Below are 19,627 nucleotides of genomic sequence, written 5' to 3' on the forward strand. Positions count from 1 at the left end.
AAAACTTTTCTGACTTTTCTTCAGCTATTTATGAATGTCTGAATGATGCCCACCTGAAACATAAAAAAGAACTGGATTCCTTGCTCACTCTACGATTTCAGAAGTTTAATAAATCTCAGATTATGAACGTCTAAAGTATATTTATGAGCTAAGCTAGGTTGTTCGCTATCTAGGGCTTGCTGAATGGATGTAGAATTCTTGCCAAGCAAGGCTTTCAGCAATTTTGAAAACGATAAAGTGCAAGAATCTGACATTTGGAGGCTCAAAATCCATGCACTTTGGTCAAAACTGGAGTTTAGACTGTGCGACTAGGGGGCAAGGGGAAATCTGACAGGGTTAGCAACAGCAAAATCTCGTAAGGTTCGTGACGATTATACACAATGGGAGTAATTGATACAGCAGGATCCGAGTGCTTGGAAACTTGCACGCTCGGTACTGTAGGGGGGAAAGCCCTAAGGCTCTACCCATTGGGACAAACGGTATCTTACTCTATATAGGGTCTGCTGAAAAAGTCCTAGGGTGAGGTCAGGCAGAAGGCAGGAGACAAAAGGCAGGAGACAGGAGGAGATAGGGTGATAGGGTTTTGGGGTGATAGGGTTTTGGGGTGATAGGGTGATGAGACAGCTTCCCCATTTCCCCATTTCCCCACTTCCCCAGTTCCCCAGTTCCCCAGTTCCCCAGTTCCCCACTTCATAATTCATAATTCATAATTCATAATTCTTCCTCCCCACACTCCACACCCCAATGCTCCCTGATTACTGATATTGTGATATGTAATTAGCTTAACTCGCTTACCTTTTTAGTTCACGCATACACCCTCTTCAATCGATCGCTATGACTTTTCCCACTACGTCCCCCCAAGTCTCGGAGATAGAGAATAATCGTGCTTGGCATAATTTAACTGGCGAACAAACCCTCGAAATCCTGAGAACCAATGGGGAAACTGGCTTAAACGAGGCGGAAATTGTTAAAAGAAAGGATATTTTCGGGTTAAATGAACTAAAAGAAACGGGGGGACGTAGCCCGTTAATGATTCTCTGGGAACAGTTTACTAACATTATGTTAGTGATGCTAATTGCCGTGGCGGTGGTTTCAGCAGTTTTGGATCTGAAAAAAGCGGAATTTCCCAAAGATGCGATCGCTATTTTTACAATTGTTATTTTAAACGGTATTTTAGGATATTTACAGGAAAGTCGGGCAGAAAAGGCTTTAGCCGCCCTTAAGCAGTTATCCTCGCCGAAAGTCCGGGTTATTCGTAATAGTAGCACCTTTGAAGTGACGGCCAAGGAACTTGTCCCCGGAGATATCATGTTACTAGAAGCGGGGGTACAAATTGCTGCCGATGGCAGATTATTAGAAGCACAAAACCTGCAAATCCGCGAAGCTGCCTTAACGGGTGAAGCGGAATCGGTGAATAAACAAGCACAGAAGGTTTTACCGGAAGATGCCTCTTTGGGCGATCGCATTAACCTCGTCTATCAGGGTACGGAAGTAGTACAGGGACGGGGGAAAGTGGCGATTACCAAGACGGGAATGGATACGGAAATCGGTAAAATTGCCGCTTTGTTGCAAGGAGTAGAAAGTGAACCAACTCCCCTACAGCAGCGAATGTCGCAGTTAGGTAACGTTTTAGTGAGTAGTTCCCTGGCTTTAGTGGCTATAGTCGTCCTTGGCGGTGTAATTCGCTTTGGTTGGCAGTTTTTTGAAACATTCCTCGAAACTTCCCTTAGTATGGCTGTGGCTGTTGTCCCCGAAGGTTTACCAGCAGTGGTAACGGTGACATTGGCAATTGGAACCCAAAGAATGGTGAGAAGACAAGCTTTAATCCGTAAATTGCCGGCAGTGGAAACCTTAGGCTCGGTAACGACGATTTGCTCCGATAAAACCGGAACTTTAACTCAAAATAAAATGGTGGTGCAGAAAGTTAATACTTCCGAGCAGACAATTACTGTCACGGGGGAGGGTTACGCGCCCATCGGTGAGTTTAGTGGTGCTAGTGAAAGTGATCCCGAACTACAGGCAATTTTAACTGCTTGTGTCCTGTGTAATGATGCACTTTTGCAGAATCAAGCTCAAGAATGGTCAATTTTAGGCGATCCCACCGAAGGAGCTTTACTGACTTTAGCGGGTAAAGGAGGACTATATCGGGAAGCATTGGAACCAAAAAGCCCTCGTTTAGGCGAATTTCCCTTTTCTTCCGAACGAAAGAGAATGTCAGTAATCTGTGAGAATGCTCAGTTAGGTTTGGGGGATTCTGCCTATTTAATGTTTACCAAAGGCTCACCGGAATTAATTCTCGAACGTTGTTCTCTGGTCCAAGTTGGGGCGGAAAGTCAACCCTTAACAAATGAACAAAGAAGCCGTATTTTGGCACAAAATGACGAAATGGCGGGTAATGGCCTACGAGTCTTAGGTTTTTCCTATAAACCGATGACAGAAGTGCCAGAAGCGGAAAGAGAAGATAGTGAGGAACAATCCCTGGTTTGGTTGGGATTGGTGGGAATGCTCGATGCACCCCGCAAAGAAGTTAAAGAAGCGGTTGCCCTCTGTCGTCAAGCGGGAATTCGTCCGATTATGATTACCGGAGATCACCAATTAACGGCAAAAGCGATCGCATTTGAATTAGGCATTGCTGCCCCCGGAGAGCGAGTAATCACGGGTAAAGAATTAGAAAAAATGTCTCAGAATGACCTAGAGGCAGAGGTAGATGGTGTGAGCGTCTATGCTCGCGTTTCTCCCGAACATAAGCTGAGAATCGTCCAAGCTTTGCAAAAACGGGGTAAATTCGTCGCCATGACGGGGGATGGAGTCAATGATGCTCCAGCACTAAAACAAGCGGATATCGGTATCGCCATGGGGATTACGGGAACCGATGTCAGCAAAGAAGCCAGCGATATGATTTTGCTGGATGATAATTTTGCCACCATCGTCGCTGCCACCGAAGAGGGGCGCGTGGTTTACAGCAACATTCGGCGCTTTATTAAATACATTCTCGGCAGTAATATTGGCGAGGTTTTAACCATTGCGGCGGCTCCTCTGCTCGGTTTAGGCGGTGTCCCCCTTTCTCCCTTGCAAATCCTCTGGATGAACCTTGTTACTGACGGTTTACCGGCTCTTGCTCTGGCAATGGAACCCGCCGAACCTAATGTGATGAAACGTCCACCTTTTAGCCCCCGGGAAAGCATTTTCGCCCGCGGTTTGGGTTGGTATATGATTCGCATCGGCATCGTCTTTGCCATTCTCACCATTATTATGATGTACTGGGCTTACCGATATACTCAGGCAACTCCCGAAATCGGAGATCCTGGACGCTGGAAAACCATGGTATTTACTACCCTCTGTTTAGCACAAATGGGTCATGCTTTGGCGGTGCGTTCCCATACCCAGTTAGCTGTGCAAATGAATCCCTTCTCTAATCCTTATATTATTGCCGCCGTGGGCTTGACAACGATCCTACAATTGTTGTTAATTTATGCTCCTCCTCTACAAAACTTCTTCGGTACTCAATGGATTAGTGGCACGGAATTATTAATCTGTTTTGGATTTAGTGCCTTAATGTTTGTTTGGATTGAGTTGGAGAAGTTATTTATTCGCTGGTTCATGACGAAAAAATAAATCAATGCCAACACCAATTATTCTGACTTTAACGGTTTTAGTCGTTGCTTTAGTCGCTTTTGTGGCGGAATGGCTGCCAGTAGATTTAACCGCTTTATCCGTGGCAATTGTCCTCATTCTTTTCGGTTTAGTTACTCCCGAAGAAGGCATCGCCGGATTTAGTAATTCTGCCACGGTGACAGTGATGGCGATGTTTGTGCTTAGTGCCGGAATTACCCGCACGGGAGTGATTCAAGTAGTTCGCGATCGCTTGCTGGTTTGGGGGGGCAAAAATCCCCACCAACAGGTATTTGTACTAGGAGCATTAGTGGGGCCAATTAGTGCTTTTATTAATAACACGGCAGTGGTGGCGATCTTTTTACCTATCGTCGAAGATTGGTGTAAAAAACAAAAAATTTCTCCTTCTAAGTTATTAATTCCCCTTTCCTACGCCACGGTTTTAGCGGGGATGATTACCGTGGTGGGAACTTCTACAAACATTCTCGCTAGTGGTATTTCTGCCAAGCTGGGTTATGGGCAATTTAGCTTATTTCAATTCACTGCTTTGGGGGTAGTAACTTTTTTAGCAGGTTTGATTTATTTAGCAATTTTTGCCCCGAAATTATTACCCGATCGCAAATCTTCCACAGGGGAATTTTTGGACGATGATTATGGTTCTAAAGTATATCTGAGTGAGGTAATTATTAGCCCTCGTTCTAGTCTTATCGGTCAAACTTTATCCGAAAGTGGACTACAAAGAAAGTTTGATTTTGATGTGTTGGAATTAATCAGAAATAAGGTACATTTACCGCAACCTTTAGCCGATAAAGTTCTCAATGCTGGCGATATTTTAATCGTTCACAGTAGTCGGGAAGAACTATTAAAAATTAAGGATGAACGAGGCTTAGAAATCTTTGCCGATGTCAAATTTCACCAAGGAGATATTGAATCGGTAATTACTACAGGTGAGGAAAAATTAGCCGAGGTTTTGCTTCTCTCTAATTCCCGTTTAATTGGGACAACTTTAAAAGATTTGAAATTCCGTCAGCGTTATAACGCAACGGTTTTAGCGATTCGGCGTGGTTCGGAATTACTGCAAGGAAGATTAGGGAAAATTCCTTTAAAGTTTGGCGATTTGCTTTTAGTTCAGGGACCCAAACAGAGTTTTGTGGGGTTACAAACTACAAGAGAATTATTAGTCTTAGAAGAGAAAGAGATCGAATCATTGCGACAGGATAAAGGCATTATTGCTTTAATGATTACTTTGTTAGTGATTATTATTGCCGCTTTTGATATTCAACCGATTCTCGTCACCAGTTTAGTCGGAGTGGTTTTAATGGTAATTACTGGCTGTCTAAAACCGGGGGAAGTCTATGGTTCCATTCGTTGGGATATTATCTTTTTATTAGCGGGTTTAATTCCCCTGGGTACTGCCATGGATAACTCAGGAACGACTAAATGGTTAGCAGATAATTTAGTGGCTATCGGCGGCAATCTTTCGGGGTTTTGGATCTTAGTTTTCTTCTATCTAATTACCTCATTTTTAACTGAAATCCTCTCTAATAATGCTGCCGTCGTGTTAATGATTCCCGTCGCCGTGGAAGTGGCGAAAACTTTGGGTTTAAATCCTTTGGCTTTTATGTATGCTGTCACCTTTGCTGCTTCTAATAGTTATCTAACACCGATTGGCTATCAAACTAACACCATGGTTTATGCCCCCGGGGGCTATAAATTCCTCGATTTTACCCGTTTGGGTGCGCCCCTAAATTTAATTTTGACGTTTTTAACCCCTAGTTTAATTGTCTTGTTTTATGGCTTGAAATAAAGAAAGAGATCGAAGAATATTCGATCTCTAAAAAGAATTTGATCAGTAGTCAAAACTATTTCGATTCAGCAAAGCGTTTACGCAGGGATTCGGTGCGCTTTTTCGCCACGGTATTATTAGGATCAAATTTGAGAGTTTCTTCGTAGGTTTCGAGAGCTTTTTTGGCCATTTGTTTCTTTTCGTAAACATTGCCAAGATTATTAAGAGCGATCGAGTATTGAGGATAAAGTTTAATTGCCTCTTTGTAGTTACGAATCGCTAATTCTAATTGTTCTTGGGCAAAATAGGAAAAACCGATCGCATTATAGATTAGGGATTGATTTTCTGGTTCGATGCTTTCTTCTTCAGAGATTTTTAAAGCCTTTTGCAGTAAACTCAATGCTTGAACATAGAGTTTTTTATCGAGATACAGACTCCCTAATTCATAGTATTCTTTAGCTGTACCTTTTTCTTTTTGCAATTTCTTTTGTAGCTTGTTAAAGGTTCCTTCCACTCGACGGGTTTTAAAGATTTGCACGATGACAAAAATTCCTAAACCAATCACGAAAATTAGCAATCCAGAAACGTAAATAAGCGGCAGGGTATCTTCCATAATTAGCGATCGAGCAATTAATATCTTTATACTTATTCAATCAGATTATAGCAGGATTTAGTCAGTGATCAGTGATCAGTTATCAGTTATCAGTTATCAGTTATCAGATTTGAGTTTTCAGTTCACTGTTCACTGTTCACAGCAAAAAACTCCCTTCTCCCCCCTCCCCACTTCCCACACCCCACACCCCACTTCCCACACCCCCCCGATGTCGGGGGGGTTGGGGGGGTAACACCCCACACCCCATCACCCTATCTCCCCATTTCCCGAATTCTCAGAGGTAAACCCCAATAGTTCACCCGTTCTGCTAACCAGCCGGTGGATTCTAGCCGATCGATCGCTTGGTTGACGCGTTCTCGGAGACTTTGGTACTGTAAACCTTTAGGGAGAACGACTCCTAGAGCGATCGCCCCTAACTCGATCGGTAATTGACGATAATTGGGGAATTGCTGCACCCAACCAGTTAAAAGGCTATTATCAGCCGCAAAAGCGTCTATTTCCCCGGTTTCCAGTAAATTTAAAGCTTCTTGATAGGAAGCAACCCCGCGCAGGATAGCGTTAGGCAAATTGGAACGCACAAGGGCGATTGTCGTCGAGCCGTTGAGTACGGCGATTCTAGAGTTAGCTAAGTCTTCTAAACGCTGCAATTGCGGGTTTTTCGTCACAAAACCGCTGCTATCGAGGTAATAAAAGGGGCTAAAATCCACTAAGCGCTGACGTGCAGGAGTAATCGCCACACGAGCGATCGCCAAATCCACCCGATCATCAATAACCACCTGTAAACGTTCTTGATTACTAACGGGTTTGAGAATAATAGCACTGTCAGAACCGAGAATTTCTGACGCTAGACGTTTAGCGATGTCGATTTCCAATCCTTGCAGATTCCCCTGAGAATCAAGGAAAGCGAGGGGAGGGAGATTATTTTTGACAGCGACAATTAATTTTCCCCTGCGTATAATTGTATCGAGATCGGCGCTAAAACTTGGGGCTACACCCAAGAGCAAAAAACCAAGAATAAATAACAAATTTTTCATACTGTTTTACCTAAACTAACTCGATTCCTACCTTGATTTTTAGCGGCAAACATGGCATGATCAGCCCGCTCGATCACCGCTTCTAGATTATTATCTTCAGGGCTAAATGTTGCCACACCAATACTAGCAGTAACTCGCACTTTTTGTCGATCAATTTCAATATTTAACTTGTTAATTACTTGACAAATGCGCCAGGCTGTGGTAGCAGCATCTTCAAGATTAGTTTCTGGGAGAATAGCGACAAATTCCTCGCCCCCAAAGCGCCCAAAACTATCCACTTGACGCAGACAGTTTTTAATTGCCCCAGCGACAGTAATTAAAGTTTTGTCCCCTAGGAGATGACCAAAGGTATCGTTAATATGTTTAAAATGGTCGATATCAATGAATACAAGCGAAAAATAACGATGATAACGACGACATCGTTGCAATTCTTTCTCGCCCAAGGCGAGAATCTCTCGACGATTATTTACCCCAGTTAGGCTATCAGTTCTGACTAGCTGTTCTAGTTGAGAATTGATATTTTTCAGTTCTTCTTGCGTTTTTTTCAGTTCTAAATGAATTTTAACTTTGGCTAACAGTTCCCAACTATAAAAGGGTTTATTTACATAGTCCACAGCCCCAGAATTAAAAGCATTGATAATATCTTCTTTTTTCTTACTATCTGTTACAAAAATAATCGGTATATGAGCGTATAAAATGTCAGATTTTAGTCTTCGACAAAGCTCTATTCTCGTCATATATGGCATCATTAAGTCAAGAATAATTAGGTCAGGATTAGCAGTTTTTACTCGTTCTATTGCCTGTTTAACACTACTAGCATAAGTGGTGGTATAACCAGCAGAATCAAGAATATTCACAGCCAATTGGAGATTTTTACCGACATCATCAACCACTAAAACTAGACAGTCTTCAGGACGAAATTTAATCATCATCGGTAAGTATAAGTAATCAAGTTAAGGACAAAATAGAGATACAATTATTAGTGATACAGCATTTCTTATACAGATGAAGTATGATGGGATTGGGCATCGCCCCCAAAGGTTAAGTAGGGAGGCACAATTATTTGTAGGATGGGTTAGCGGTAGCGTAACCCATGCGGGGGTTGGATTTCATGCTTCAACCCAACCTACGTTCATCTTATATTTAATTCCACCCACCTACTTAAGCTTATCCCTAGTTTCTAGAAGTCCGCTTTTTTCGACTAAAATAAAAAAAGCCAGCCAGAATAGCCACAATTTTAAAAATTTCTCCTCTTAGACTTGACGTGAAAGAGTCCCTCAACCCTACTTCTTTGGATTTCAAAACCATTTTTCCCTTTAAACTCGACGACTTCCAGCAATCGGCGATCGCTGCTCTCGCTGCCGGTAAATCAGTGGTTGTCTGCGCTCCCACGGGTTCCGGCAAAACTTTAATCGGAGAATACGCTATCTATCGCGCCCTCGAAAGGGGCAAACGGGTTTTCTACACCACTCCCCTGAAAGCTCTTTCTAACCAAAAATTCCGGGATTTTCAAGAAAAATTCGGTCGCACCCCCACCGATGGCGATGAGGACTCCCCGCTGCTCTTTGCCGAAGTGGGATTGATTACCGGCGATGTGGTGATCAATCCTTCAGCATTAATTGTAGTCATGACTACAGAAATTTTTCGCAATATGCTCTACAGGACTCCGATCGGTGAGGTAGGCACTTCCCTAGAAAACGTGGAAACCCTAGTTCTCGATGAATGTCACTATATCAGCGATCGAGGTCGCGGCACCGTTTGGGAAGAATCAATTATCTACTGTCCCCCTAGTATCCAATTAGTCGCCCTCTCCGCCACCATCGGCAACCCGGGGGAACTCACCGACTGGATTAACTGGGTGCGGCAACTACGCCAACCCAGCGACAATAAACAGACCTCCAGCTGCGAGCTAATTAACTCCGATTTTCGCCCCGTCCCCCTGCGCTTTTATTTCGCCAATAAAGAGGGATTATTCCCGCTGCTCGACCCAAAACAGAGCAAAGTTAACCCGAAACTACGCTCAAAAGTCGGCCACGGCAAACCCCGACGCTTAAAACGAGAAGATTGTCCCACCATCGCCTCGATTGTCACCACTCTGCGGGACAAGGATATGCTCCCAGCCATTTACGTCATTTTCAGCCGTAAAGGTTGCGATCAGGCGATTCGAGAGCTAAAAAACCTCAATCTCGTTAATCCAGAAGAAGCTAGAGCCATTTACTACCGTTTACTCATTTTCTTCCTGGAAGATAATCCCAATCTGCAAGAACTCGCCCTTTCCTTCTTTGCCGTCGAAAATCCGCCTCTACACCAGAAATTACTGGCTTTTTTCGCTAATAACCCCCAGTCTGACGATCAACTCCTCAGCCTCTTAACCGCCGATTCCGAGACGAAAAATCAACTGTTTGAATTCCTAGCCAGTGCTTCCCAATTGGTGCGCGCCGACCAAGTGGAACCCCTCACCCGGGGCTGTGGTGTTCACCATGCTGGGATTTTACCCCTCTGGAAAGAATTAGTCGAACAACTCTTTGAAGCCGGTTTAATTAAGGTGGTTTTTGCCACCGCCACCCTCTCAGCCGGGATTAATATGCCCGCTCGCACCACTGTCATCTCGGCCCTCTCCAAACGCACCGATGATGGCCATAGTATGCTGACTCCCTCGGAATTTGTCCAGATTGCCGGCCGGGCCGGTCGCAGGGGAATGGACGCAGTGGGCCATGTGGTGACAGTACAAACGCCCTTTGAAGGGGCAAAAGAAGCGGCTTTTCTGGCCACCGCCCAACCGGAACCCCTGCAAAGCTGTTTTGCGCCCAGTTACGGCATGGTCTTAAATCTCCTGCAAAAACACAGTCTAGAGGAGACAAAAGACCTCTTAGAGCGCAGTTTCGCCGAATATCTCGCTCGTTTGAAGTTAAGCCCCGAACGACAACAGATTACCGCCTTAACCACCGAATTAGCTAAGTTGGATATGGAATTAGCCGGTATCGAACGGGAGCAGGTCTTTAGTTACGAAAAGCTCCGGGAAAGACTGCGGGAAGAAGAAAGACTGTATAAAATTCTCGCTAGTCAGTCAGAGGCACAGAAACGACAGGAAATACATCTAAAATTGCCGAATATTCCCGTCGGAACTATCCTCCATCTCAAGGGCAAACATATTAAGGTTCCCGTCCCCGTCCCCGCTATCTTTGTCAATACCCTGCACGGAGCCGGTCAAGTGCGAACCCTTGTTTGTTTAGGTAGTGATAATCGCTGGTATTTAGCCGCCTATGCCGATATTAGCGAGATCGATCGAGGTTTTCTCACTCCTGCGGCATTAGGCGAACTGATACCCCCTTCCCTAGAAGCTGTTTCCCTAGGGGGTTGGCGCAAGGGTGAGGAAAATACTCAGGCGATCGCCGATTTAATCCCCCAACAAGTGCAGGGCATCCCACCAGTGGCGGAACTGGCAACACAATCACAAAAAATTGAAATTGTCAATAGTCAAATTGCCGCTCATCCCCTGCAAAAACGCAAAAATCCAGGGCGATTGATGAAATTATACTACGATCGAGAGATTGCTCGCGATAAGTTACACAAGACCCAGATTAAATACCAAAAACAACAATCGCGTAAATCCTACTACTGGGAAGAATTTCTGAATCTAATCGAGATTTTGCGGGAATTCCAAGCATTAGAGGGTTATTTGCCCACTCCCCTGGGAGAAGCGGCGGCCACTATTCGCGGGGAAAATGAACTCTGGTTAGGATTAGCGATGATGTCCGGAGATTTGGACCGATTGACTCCTAGCCAACTAGCCGCCGCCATCAGCGCTATAATTACGGAACCCCCTCGCCCCGATACTTGGTGCAATTACCCACCTGTGCCAGAAGTTATCGATATTTTGCGACAAGGAGAGGGAAATTCCCCCGGTTTGCGAGAAGTTCGCCGTTTACTCTATCAAGCTCAATCTCGCTACGATATCACTATTCCTGTCTGGTTAGAAACCCAACTGATGGGGATTGCCTCCCGTTGGGCCCAGGGGACATCCTGGCCAGAATTGTGCGAAAATACTAGCCTCGATGAGGGAGATCTAGTGCGATTATTACGGCGCACCGTCGATGTTCTCTGGCAAATTCCCCAAATTCCCCGGGTTTCTCAAGTCCTTAAAGATAATGCCCGTCTTGCCGTCACAGCCATGAAGCGCTTTCCTTTGTAATATTGATCGCTCTTTTAAACAATGGGAGATGGTAGGGAAAGTAACTGTTGGTGGATTTGCTCGATTAGGGCGAGGATTTGCTGATAATTGTGGTGCAATCCCTGATGATAGAGGTGATTTGCTCCTTGATTTAAATCCGCCAAAGCTGATTGATAATAACCCAATTGATGCCGCAGTAATCCCCTTCTAATATAAGCATCGGCATAAAAAGGATCAATGGCAATCGCTCGATTTAAATGGGCGATCGAGCGGTCGTATTCACCTAATTGGTCAGCGGTACAAGCTAGATTATAGTAGGCTGAGGCGTTATTTTTATTTAACCGGAGAGCTTGAGTAAAATCCGCTTTGGCTGAGGTAAAATTGTGGAGGGCTAAATGAGATAAACCTCGATCATTATAAATAGTGGCTAAAGTGTCGGGTTGCTGGTTAGTAATTTGACGCAAGGATTGATTAAAATCCGCTAGGGCAAGGGGATAATTTTTCATAGCCGCCTGAACTAAACCTCGATTATAGTAGGCTTGATAATAGGTGGGTTTTAGCCGGATAGTCTGGTTATAATCGGTCAGTGCCTGTGAATAATCTCCCAAACGATAAAAAGCTAAACCCCGATGGAAATAGGCTAGATAATTATCAGATTGCTGTTGTAAAGAGCGCGTGCAGTCTTGCCAAGCGTGCAGATAATCCTGTAAATAAATCTCAGTTAAACAGCGATTACTGTAGGCTAGGGCCAAGTTATTTTCCTGTTCCAGCGACTGATTGAAATCCTGCAAAGCTTGCTGATAATTACCCGCCTCTAGTTGTTCAATTCCCGATCGCAACCAGTAGGATAAATGTACTGATTGAATCGCTTTTCCCGGCCGAGGCAATCCCCCCAGCACAAGCGAGCAGAGCAGTGCAACCATAACCAATCCACCGAGGCGAGGAAGAAAATTTTTCAAAACCGTTGACATAGGAGTATCTTTGTGCATATACTCCCAATTCTGAGGAAACTTTCTCGATCGATCAACAGACAGCCTGTCAAATACAGGAGTCAGTTATCAGTTATCAGTTATCAGTTATCAGATGTGAGTTTTCAGTTCACTGATTACTGTTTACTGTTCACTGTTCACTGAAAATACACCCCACACCCCCCAGTCTAGGACTGGTCTATGTCTGTAGAGGTCGGGGCTGCGATAAGCTAATAAAGGAAAGATTGTCACCGAGCAATTATGATGGCGTTACTCGCTAACGCAGTTGACACCCGATAACCGATAAATGATACAGGAGTTATCTATGGAAACTATTTTTATCCCCCACCTCCTCAAATCTCCTGATCGACAAAGAGTCATCATCATCGATAATTTTATCCCCGGTCTAGAAACCTTGACACCGGTGCGGGGAACCTTGCTGGTTAGACATGGGGGCAATTTTTTGGAAGTATCGGTGAAAGCAGAAACCATCGTCACCTTAACCTGCGATCGCTGTTTACAACAATATAATCATCGTCTGCAATTAAACACTTCCGAATTAATCTGGCTAGACAAAAATAAAGACTACGATAGCTCCTATCCTCTAGAGCGAGAAATAGCCTACGAAGACCTCTCGGAAACCCTCGATCCTAACGGGGATTTTGACCCGCAAATGTGGTTATACGAGCAGTTATGTCTAACTTTACCCCCCCGTCAACTCTGCGGTGCTAATTGTCAACCCCCCGATTTTCTTCTTCCGGAAAAGACTGCCATTGATGGTCGTTGGGCCTCCCTAGAATCCTTGAAAAGTCAGTTATCTCAATCGCAAAATTGAGCCTTGATGCTGATTTTTTTCGGGTTTCGAGCCACGAAAAAAGCGATCGAAACCCGATTTTTTACCGGCCCCAAATCTTTTTCAGGACAGTTTCGGGGGTAATATCGGCGACTTTTCCCGTATTAGCTTCAATATATCGATGCAGCTCTCCCCCACTCGGTAAAACTCTCTTAGACAACGAAGGAACCAGCAGAGAGAGGGTATAGGTTCCCACAGCCACGGCTAACTGTAAAGGGACACTTTCGGTAGCTAACAATAAATTAGCACCGGCGATCATAGCCGCCATTTTACCGATATCGGCCGTTCTGGACACTTTTAAGTTATTATCCATGGCTTTGAGGGCTAAAACCCAAGCTTCATCCAGTTCTCCCTGGATTGCGACAATTGGCAAATCCGGTTGTTGATGGCGAATGCCTTGGATAATTTCTAGCCAACTCTCTAGGGGATAAAGCGTTTCCAGTCCTTGGCTGATGCTGATATCGCTACCGCCGGCGTAGAGGAGAATATAGCCGCTATCCTTGATATTGAGGCGTTGCTGCTCCATTTGGGCCCAATCGATATCATCCCGATTCAATGTTATTTTTAAAGGTGGACAGGGTGCGGCAATCTTTAACCCTTTGACCAGTGCGTGATAATTATCCGCTAGATAGCCTTCCGTTGGCCGGGGGACTTGTTGCGATAAGAACCAGCTGCCATTATTTTCATAGCCTATACGGTTAGGAACACCATTTAACCAGAGTAAAAGGTTGATAGCAGAACGATTGGTGAGACTAATGGCGATTTCGTACTCCCGGTCCCGAATTACTCCCAAAATATTTAAATAATCCGCTAATCCGTACTGATCTCGATAGTCAAATAAAAGCACTTCCCTAACCTGCGGACAGAGACGATGAGCAGCCTTTGCTCTAGGTTCGACCAAAACATCAATGCTGCTTTGGGGGTAAGTTTGCTGGAGGGTTTCTAGAGTGGGAAAAAACAGCAGTTGATTGCTAATTCCTCCCGGTACAAGGGTTAATATTCGCATTTTATCTGGATATACCTGAATCGATCAGCTTAATTCTAGCAGTGTCCCTCGTTATTCACTAAATCGGGGCAGCTATGTTTTTTCTCCACAGAATGCGATCGCAGATTCTCTAATTCCCCTTTTCCCTTAACTATTACCCGAAGGATTAGAACCGTACATAGCATTTAAAACCAAAGCGGGGTCAACGTATTGATTGCCGTACATCAGTCCCCAGTGCAAGTGTGGTCCGGTGGTGCGTCCGCTCATTCCCACTCTAGCCATGCGGGCCCCTGCCGGTATATCCTGACCGAGAGTAAGGACGATTCCCCCTGACCTGTCAATCAAAAAAGTACCGCGGCTATCGGATTGAACCGAACCCATGAGATGACAATAAATATGCGTCCATTGACCGGATTGCATCTTAATCATGGTGCCACAGCCTGTATTATCCGATAATTCCACGATTCTGCCAGTCCACCAATTGCGAATATAACTGCCCAAGGGTGCGGCCATATCTAACCCGGCATGAAATTGTTGACTGCCATCCATGGGAGAGGAACGATAACCGAAACCAGAGGTATAGGTTTGAAAGTTTTCCACGGGGAAGGAGGCCCCGGCCCAAGCATTTTGAGCTATGAGGGTGGGATTAGCTTTAACGGGGTGTAAACGGTCAAATCCTAGAGAAATTAACGTGACAAGACAGCTAATCGCTAAAAAACGCAGTAATTTAACAGGCAGATACTTTAGCATGAGACTTACTCCAGACACCACAATTAAATATACCGCTAATTTTACCGGCGGCTTTTAACGGATATTTTAGTTAAGTTTTGAGTTATTATTGAGCATTGGTTAGCAGTTGACAACATTTCCCCTCAGGCTGCCAATTCCCCGACTCCCCCACTTAATTTTTACTTTTTACTGACTCGTAAGTAGGGAGGCACAATTATTTGTAGGATGGGTTAGCGGTAGCGTAACATGATCGGGCGTTGGGTTTCATGCTTCAACCCAACCTACGTTCATCTTATATTTAATTCCACCCACCCACTTACCATGTTAGACCTAAAGCAAATTAGAGAAAATCCAGAGGAAGTACAGAAACGCTTAGATAGTCGGGGAGGGAGTTATGATATTGCCCCTATTCTCCAGTTAAATCAACAACAGAAGGCTTTAGAGCAAGAACGCAGCAGTTTACAGGCCCGGGGTAACGAAATCGGTAAACTGGTGGGACAAAAAGTGAAAAGTGGCAGCGATGTCAACAGTCCCGAAATTTTGGCAATGAAAACAGAAGGAAACGAGATTAAAAGTAAACTAGCTCAATTAGAACCGCAGGAAAAAGCGATTAAAGCGGCCATTGACCAAAAAATCTTAGATTTACCCAATTTACCTAGTGAAACCACTCCCATCGGTAAGGATGAACGGGAAAATGTGGAAGTCAGACGCTGGGGAGAAGAATATAAACCCACCAACCCGAATATTTTGCCTCACTGGGAAATTGGGGAAAAATTGGGCATTTTAGACTTTGAAAGGGCAGTAAAGATCGCCCAGAGTCGTTTTGTTAATCTTATCGCGCTCGGGGCAGCCCTAGAAAGGGCTTTAATTAATTTTATGCTCGATCGCCATATTGTCGCCGGTTATACAGAAGTTTTACCGCCAATTTTAATTAATAGTGACTCCCTGCGCGGGACGGGACAACTGCCGAAATTTGCGGAAGAAAGCTTTAAATGTCGAGATGATGAGCTTTGGTTAGCACCAACGGCAGAAGTACCTGTAACTAACCTTTATCGCGATGAAATCCTCTCATCGGAGCAATTACCGATCAAACACTGTGCCTATACTCCCTGTTTTCGTCGAGAAGCGGGCAGCTATGGCAAGGATACGAGGGGCTTGATCCGTTTGCATCAATTTAATAAGGTGGAAATGGTCAAAATCGTCCATCCTGACGATTCTGCTCAGGAACACGAAAGTTTAGTCGCTAATGCGGAGGCAATCCTGCAAGCTTTACAGTTGCCCTATCGGGTGATTGAATTGTGTAGCGGTGACTTGGGTTTTTCGGCGGCCAAATGTTATGACTTAGAGGTGTGGCTACCTTCGGCTAATACCTATCGGGAAATTTCCAGTTGTTCTAATTTTAGAGACTTTCAGGCACGACGGGCAAATATTCGCTTTAAAGAAAAAGGACAAAAAGGCACTAATTTTGTCCACACTCTCAACGGTTCGGGATTGGCGATCGGTCGTACTATGGCCGCTGTTCTAGAAAATTATCAACAGGCAGACGGGACGGTAAAAGTGCCAGAAGTGCTGCAACCCTATCTAAAACGGGAAGTTATTTGTTAAATTTTCTAAAAATGCTTGACAAAATGTCTTTATAGTGCATTGAAAGAATTGAGCTTAACCCCACTCTAGAATTGCCTGTTTTAAGGCTCCTTCGGGCAAATTGGCGGGATCAAAAGAATCACCCGCTTCTATTCTGGCTAAAGCTTCAAAAAAAGCCCTCACACCACTGGCCGGTCCCGATGGGTGGTCCATAATTCCAGTTCCCGCATTGAGGATAACATTACGTCCATAGTCCCCAAGGACCTGGGGAACAATACTGGGACGAATGCCGGCCGAGGGAACCGGAAAAACGTTTCTATCGCGCAAAATATCGCGAATTTTGCCCTCCTCCTGCGGATCGAAGGGTAAACTACCGTAAGCGGCGGGATATAGCACCGCATCGGCTCCTGCGTGGGCCATCATCGTCCCCAAAACCACAGAATAGGCTAATCCCGTATCGCTACCGGCACACATCGCTCCAGCAAAGGCAGGATGGGCGAAAATAGGAACATCGATCGCCGGATCACTGGCTAAAGCTTCTAAAACGGAAAAACCGTAGGTAAGAACGTTTAATAACAGGGCATTAGCCCCATGTTTCACCAATAAACGGGCTTTTCTGTGCAATTCGTCCGCTTTTCCGGTGACATTGACCGCATAGAGAACATTTCTGCCGGTTTGCTGCCGCACTTCCTCCAAAACCCGGCGACAACAATCTAGGCGCTCGTGGGTGGGAGCCACGGGAAGATCCGCCATGATTTCATCATCTTTAATCACGTCTAAGCCAGCAAAAGCCACTTCTCGCAGGATATCGGCGTGATCTTGCGCCGATAGTCCTAAAGCGGGTTTAAAAATTGCCATTACTAGAGGTCGATCATAAACCCCCAAACGTTGCCTAATTCCGGTGATTCCCACCTTGGCTTTCGTGCCGTAGCTTTCGGGGAGATACACCCCCACCACTTTTCCGGCTCCAGCCATGGAATATTTGCCGAAAATCATGGTTAAAAGACTGGCGATGTCATTTTCAACGTTTATCTGGGGAAAACGCACCCTAGCCACCTTATAACCGTCGGCTTCCTCCCTGATCCCCACCACTTCCCCTAGGTGTTGTTGCAGCTGCTTTTGACGATGACTGTGGCGATCGCTCCAAGTGCCAGCGGTTTGACCGATAGCGATCGTTTTTGCCTGTTTTTCGGCATTAATAGCGGGAGGAAAGCGATAATCGACAATAATGGTCATAATAAGGTAAAAAAAGGGAGTGGGAATTATAAATTATAAATTATGAATTATGAATTGGGGAGATGGGGGAAGTGGGGGAGTGGGGAGGTGGGGGAGTGGGGAGACCACTGCGTGCGCGTTGCGGGGGGAGATGGGGAGCGTTTTTTCAGTAAACAGTAATCGGTGAACTGATAACTGATAACTGATAACTGATAACTGATAACTGATAACTGATAACTGATGGCTTCGATCGATTTTCTTAGCTATTGACAAGGGTTCCCCTAAAAGCCTACAAGTATTTTGGATAGGTATAGCCATTGAGGAACCGACCAAAATATGAAAATAACGACAAGATTACGGGAATCGGGCAAATTTTTCTTAAAAAGGGCTGCTAGTATTGCCCTAGCACTATTTTTAATCTTAAGTCTGTTCACGGTTAAGGGGACTGCCCCTGCTTTGGCTGTGCTTGCTCAGGGTGACGCGGTAACGGATCCCACTGCCATTTTACGCAATGCCTTACCCATAGATAATAAACCAATTCGTCAAGTGCAACAATCGATCGAAGATATTGCCAAACATCTGCGGGCCAAACGTTGGAGTCCGATTAAAAAAGATGTCAAGGATGCCAATTATGCCCTTTCTACCAAAAGCAAGGCTATCTTAGATAGTGTTCCCGAAGCAAGTAAAAGCCAAGGAGAGGAATTAATCGAAAAACTGAAAACGGGAGTGGCATCCCTCGATACGGCCGTAGAAGCGAAGGATAAAGAGGCAGTTTGGTCAACCAGACGGGAATTGCTCAATAATATCACCGCTTTAGAAGAATTAATGGTGGTGGGTTTTCCCTTTAACGTTCCCCCGGAATACGCTAACTTGCCGCAATTGCGAGGACGTGCCACCGTAGAGATGCAGACCACCAAAGGAGATTTAACCATCGTTGTGGATGGTTACAGCGCTCCGGTTAATGGGGGTAACTTTGTGGATTTAGTCCAACGGGGTTTTTATGACGGTTTACCCTTCATTCGCAGCGAAGATAATTTCGTTGTCCAAACTGGGGATCCCGTCGGTGCAGAAGAGGGATTTATTGACCCGAAAACTAAGCAATATCGCTCTATTCCCTTAGAAATTTTGATTAAAGGGGAAGAAGAACCAGTTTATGGCAATACTCTCGAAGAATTAGGGATTTACTTACCCAGTCTCGCCTTACCTTTTAACGCTTTCGGTGCCTTGGCCCTAGCGCGTCCGGATACTAATCCTAACGGAGGTTCCTCGCAATTCTTTTTCTTTAAATTCGATAATGAATTAACTCCTCCGGGGTTTAATCTCATGGATGGTCGTTATTCGGTTTTTGGCTATTTAGTCGAGGGAAAAGAGGTGTTAGAAGAACTTACCGATAAGGATAAGATTATCACCGCTAAAGTGGTTTATGGCTTAAATAATCTCGTCCAACCTAGCTAGGGTGGGGGTTTTTAACTAGGTCTTGTCAAGGCAAAAAATTAGTCAAGATAGGGGAAGCAGCTCAGATTCTGGGTGCTTCCCCCCATACCCCAGAAAAGTGGCAATTATCGGGGTCAATATTCCCCGCTAGTGAAAGCAAGGCAGTTAGTAGATGTTACTGTGTTAACGACCTTTTCAGTAAAACGTAGGGTGCGTTAGACGGCAAAAATTGCGGCTTTGACTTGAAGGTAAAAATCCGTCTAAGTAAAACGTAGGGTGCGTTAGACGGCAAAAATTGCGGCTTTGACTTGAAAGTAACAATCCGTCGTAACGCACCACCTATCATCAACTAAGTAGTAAAACGTAGGGTGCGTTAGACGGCAAAAATTACTGCTTTGACTTGAAAGTAAAAATCCGTCGTAACGCACCACTAAGTAGTAAAACGTAGTAAAACGTAGGGTGCGTTAGACGGCAAAAATTACTGCTTTGACTTGAAAGTAAAAATGGCTCTTCGGGAATTGTTATGCAAGTAATTAACTTAAAATAAAATTCGATGAGAGTACCTAGTCTCAAAAATAGCTGAAATCTATACAGGAAGACACTTACGGCACAAACAGGTTAATACCAAAAGATAGACAATTGA

15 protein-coding genes and 1 pseudogene are annotated in these 19,627 nt (G+C 44.7%); 7 read left to right on the forward strand and 9 right to left on the reverse strand.

Translation table 11 applies throughout. The annotated features are described in order from the left end of the window. A pseudogene (locus O9324_RS23750) lies at positions 1-134 on the forward strand (IS630 family transposase); the annotation flags it as partial. 318 nt (positions 135-452) lie between these two features. On the opposite strand, the gene O9324_RS23755 reads toward O9324_RS23750, so the two are convergent. Further along, on the reverse strand, positions 453-701 hold the full coding sequence (locus tag O9324_RS23755; protein ID WP_288141482.1) for a hypothetical protein: 249 nt from the start codon (positions 699-701) through the stop codon (positions 453-455). 133 nt (positions 702-834) lie between these two features. Between O9324_RS23755 and O9324_RS23760 the strand changes: the two genes are divergently transcribed. Both O9324_RS23760 and O9324_RS23765 read left to right on the forward strand, forming a co-directional pair. Then, positions 835-3,615 carry a cation-translocating P-type ATPase gene (locus O9324_RS23760; RefSeq protein WP_288141483.1) on the forward strand — a complete coding sequence of 927 codons (2,781 nt, stop codon included), beginning with the start codon at positions 835-837 and terminating at the stop codon, positions 3,613-3,615. 4 nt (positions 3,616-3,619) lie between these two features. After that, on the forward strand, positions 3,620-5,419 hold the full coding sequence (locus O9324_RS23765) for an SLC13 family permease (protein ID WP_288141484.1): 1,800 nt from the start codon (positions 3,620-3,622) through the stop codon (positions 5,417-5,419). Positions 5,420-5,474: 55 nt separating this feature from the next. Here O9324_RS23765 and O9324_RS23770 read toward each other — a convergent pair whose 3' ends face one another. From O9324_RS23770 to O9324_RS23780, 3 genes are all read right to left on the reverse strand, one after another. Further along, entirely contained in the window at positions 5,475-6,011 is a 537-nt protein-coding gene (locus O9324_RS23770; RefSeq protein WP_288141485.1) for a tetratricopeptide repeat protein, read from the reverse strand. A 251-nt stretch (positions 6,012-6,262) separates the two neighbouring features. Further along, the gene (locus tag O9324_RS23775) at positions 6,263-7,045 is read right to left on the reverse strand and encodes a transporter substrate-binding domain-containing protein (protein WP_071824513.1); all 783 of its coding nucleotides are present in this window, start codon (positions 7,043-7,045) and stop codon (positions 6,263-6,265) included. Continuing rightward, the gene (locus O9324_RS23780; RefSeq protein WP_288141492.1) at positions 7,042-7,974 is read right to left on the reverse strand and encodes a GGDEF domain-containing response regulator; all 933 of its coding nucleotides are present in this window, start codon (positions 7,972-7,974) and stop codon (positions 7,042-7,044) included. Before O9324_RS23780 ends, O9324_RS23775 begins: the two co-directional genes overlap by 4 nt. A gap of 335 nt (positions 7,975-8,309) precedes the next feature. On the opposite strand from O9324_RS23780, the gene O9324_RS23785 reads away from it, so the two are divergent. Next, positions 8,310-11,237 (forward strand): DEAD/DEAH box helicase, encoded by a 2,928-nt coding sequence (locus O9324_RS23785; RefSeq protein ID WP_288141486.1) that lies wholly within the window; start codon positions 8,310-8,312, stop codon positions 11,235-11,237. A 14-nt stretch (positions 11,238-11,251) separates the two neighbouring features. Here the strand turns inward: O9324_RS23785 and O9324_RS23790 are convergent, their stop codons facing one another. Then, positions 11,252-12,205: a tetratricopeptide repeat protein gene (locus O9324_RS23790; protein WP_287627705.1), complete on the reverse strand. Its 954-nt coding sequence runs from the start codon at positions 12,203-12,205 to the stop codon at positions 11,252-11,254. A gap of 304 nt (positions 12,206-12,509) precedes the next feature. Here O9324_RS23790 and O9324_RS23795 point away from each other — a divergent pair, with 304 nt between their 5' ends. Further along, positions 12,510-13,019 carry a YceD family protein gene (locus tag O9324_RS23795; protein WP_002737400.1) on the forward strand — a complete coding sequence of 170 codons (510 nt, stop codon included), beginning with the start codon at positions 12,510-12,512 and terminating at the stop codon, positions 13,017-13,019. A 61-nt stretch (positions 13,020-13,080) separates the two neighbouring features. On the opposite strand, the gene O9324_RS23800 is transcribed toward O9324_RS23795, so the two are convergent. Both O9324_RS23800 and O9324_RS23805 read right to left on the reverse strand, forming a co-directional pair. Next, on the reverse strand, positions 13,081-14,043 hold the full coding sequence (locus tag O9324_RS23800) for a glycosyltransferase family 9 protein (RefSeq protein WP_287627707.1): 963 nt from the start codon (positions 14,041-14,043) through the stop codon (positions 13,081-13,083). A 126-nt stretch (positions 14,044-14,169) separates the two neighbouring features. Further along, on the reverse strand, positions 14,170-14,772 hold the full coding sequence (locus O9324_RS23805) for a M23 family metallopeptidase (RefSeq protein ID WP_288141487.1): 603 nt from the start codon (positions 14,770-14,772) through the stop codon (positions 14,170-14,172). Positions 14,773-15,072: 300 nt separating this feature from the next. Here O9324_RS23805 and serS point away from each other — a divergent pair, with 300 nt between their 5' ends. Continuing rightward, positions 15,073-16,356 carry a serine--tRNA ligase gene (serS, locus tag O9324_RS23810; RefSeq protein ID WP_288141488.1) on the forward strand — a complete coding sequence of 428 codons (1,284 nt, stop codon included), beginning with the start codon at positions 15,073-15,075 and terminating at the stop codon, positions 16,354-16,356. A gap of 54 nt (positions 16,357-16,410) precedes the next feature. On the opposite strand, the gene O9324_RS23815 is transcribed toward serS, so the two are convergent. Next, positions 16,411-17,571 carry a 2,3-diketo-5-methylthiopentyl-1-phosphate enolase gene (locus O9324_RS23815; protein WP_288141489.1) on the reverse strand — a complete coding sequence of 387 codons (1,161 nt, stop codon included), beginning with the start codon at positions 17,569-17,571 and terminating at the stop codon, positions 16,411-16,413. Positions 17,572-17,604: 33 nt separating this feature from the next. Further along, the gene (locus tag O9324_RS23820; protein ID WP_288141490.1) at positions 17,605-17,868 is read right to left on the reverse strand and encodes a hypothetical protein; all 264 of its coding nucleotides are present in this window, start codon (positions 17,866-17,868) and stop codon (positions 17,605-17,607) included. Between the two features lie 18 nt (positions 17,869-17,886). Here O9324_RS23820 and O9324_RS23825 point away from each other — a divergent pair, with 18 nt between their 5' ends. Beyond that, complete coding sequence (locus O9324_RS23825) at positions 17,887-19,005, forward strand: peptidylprolyl isomerase (RefSeq protein ID WP_288141491.1); 1,119 nt, start codon at positions 17,887-17,889, stop codon at positions 19,003-19,005. Positions 19,006-19,627: the final 622 nt, after the last annotated feature.

Source organism: Microcystis sp. LE19-84.1B, from assembly GCF_027531875.1.
Taxonomy (GTDB): domain Bacteria; phylum Cyanobacteriota; class Cyanobacteriia; order Cyanobacteriales; family Microcystaceae; genus Microcystis; species Microcystis panniformis.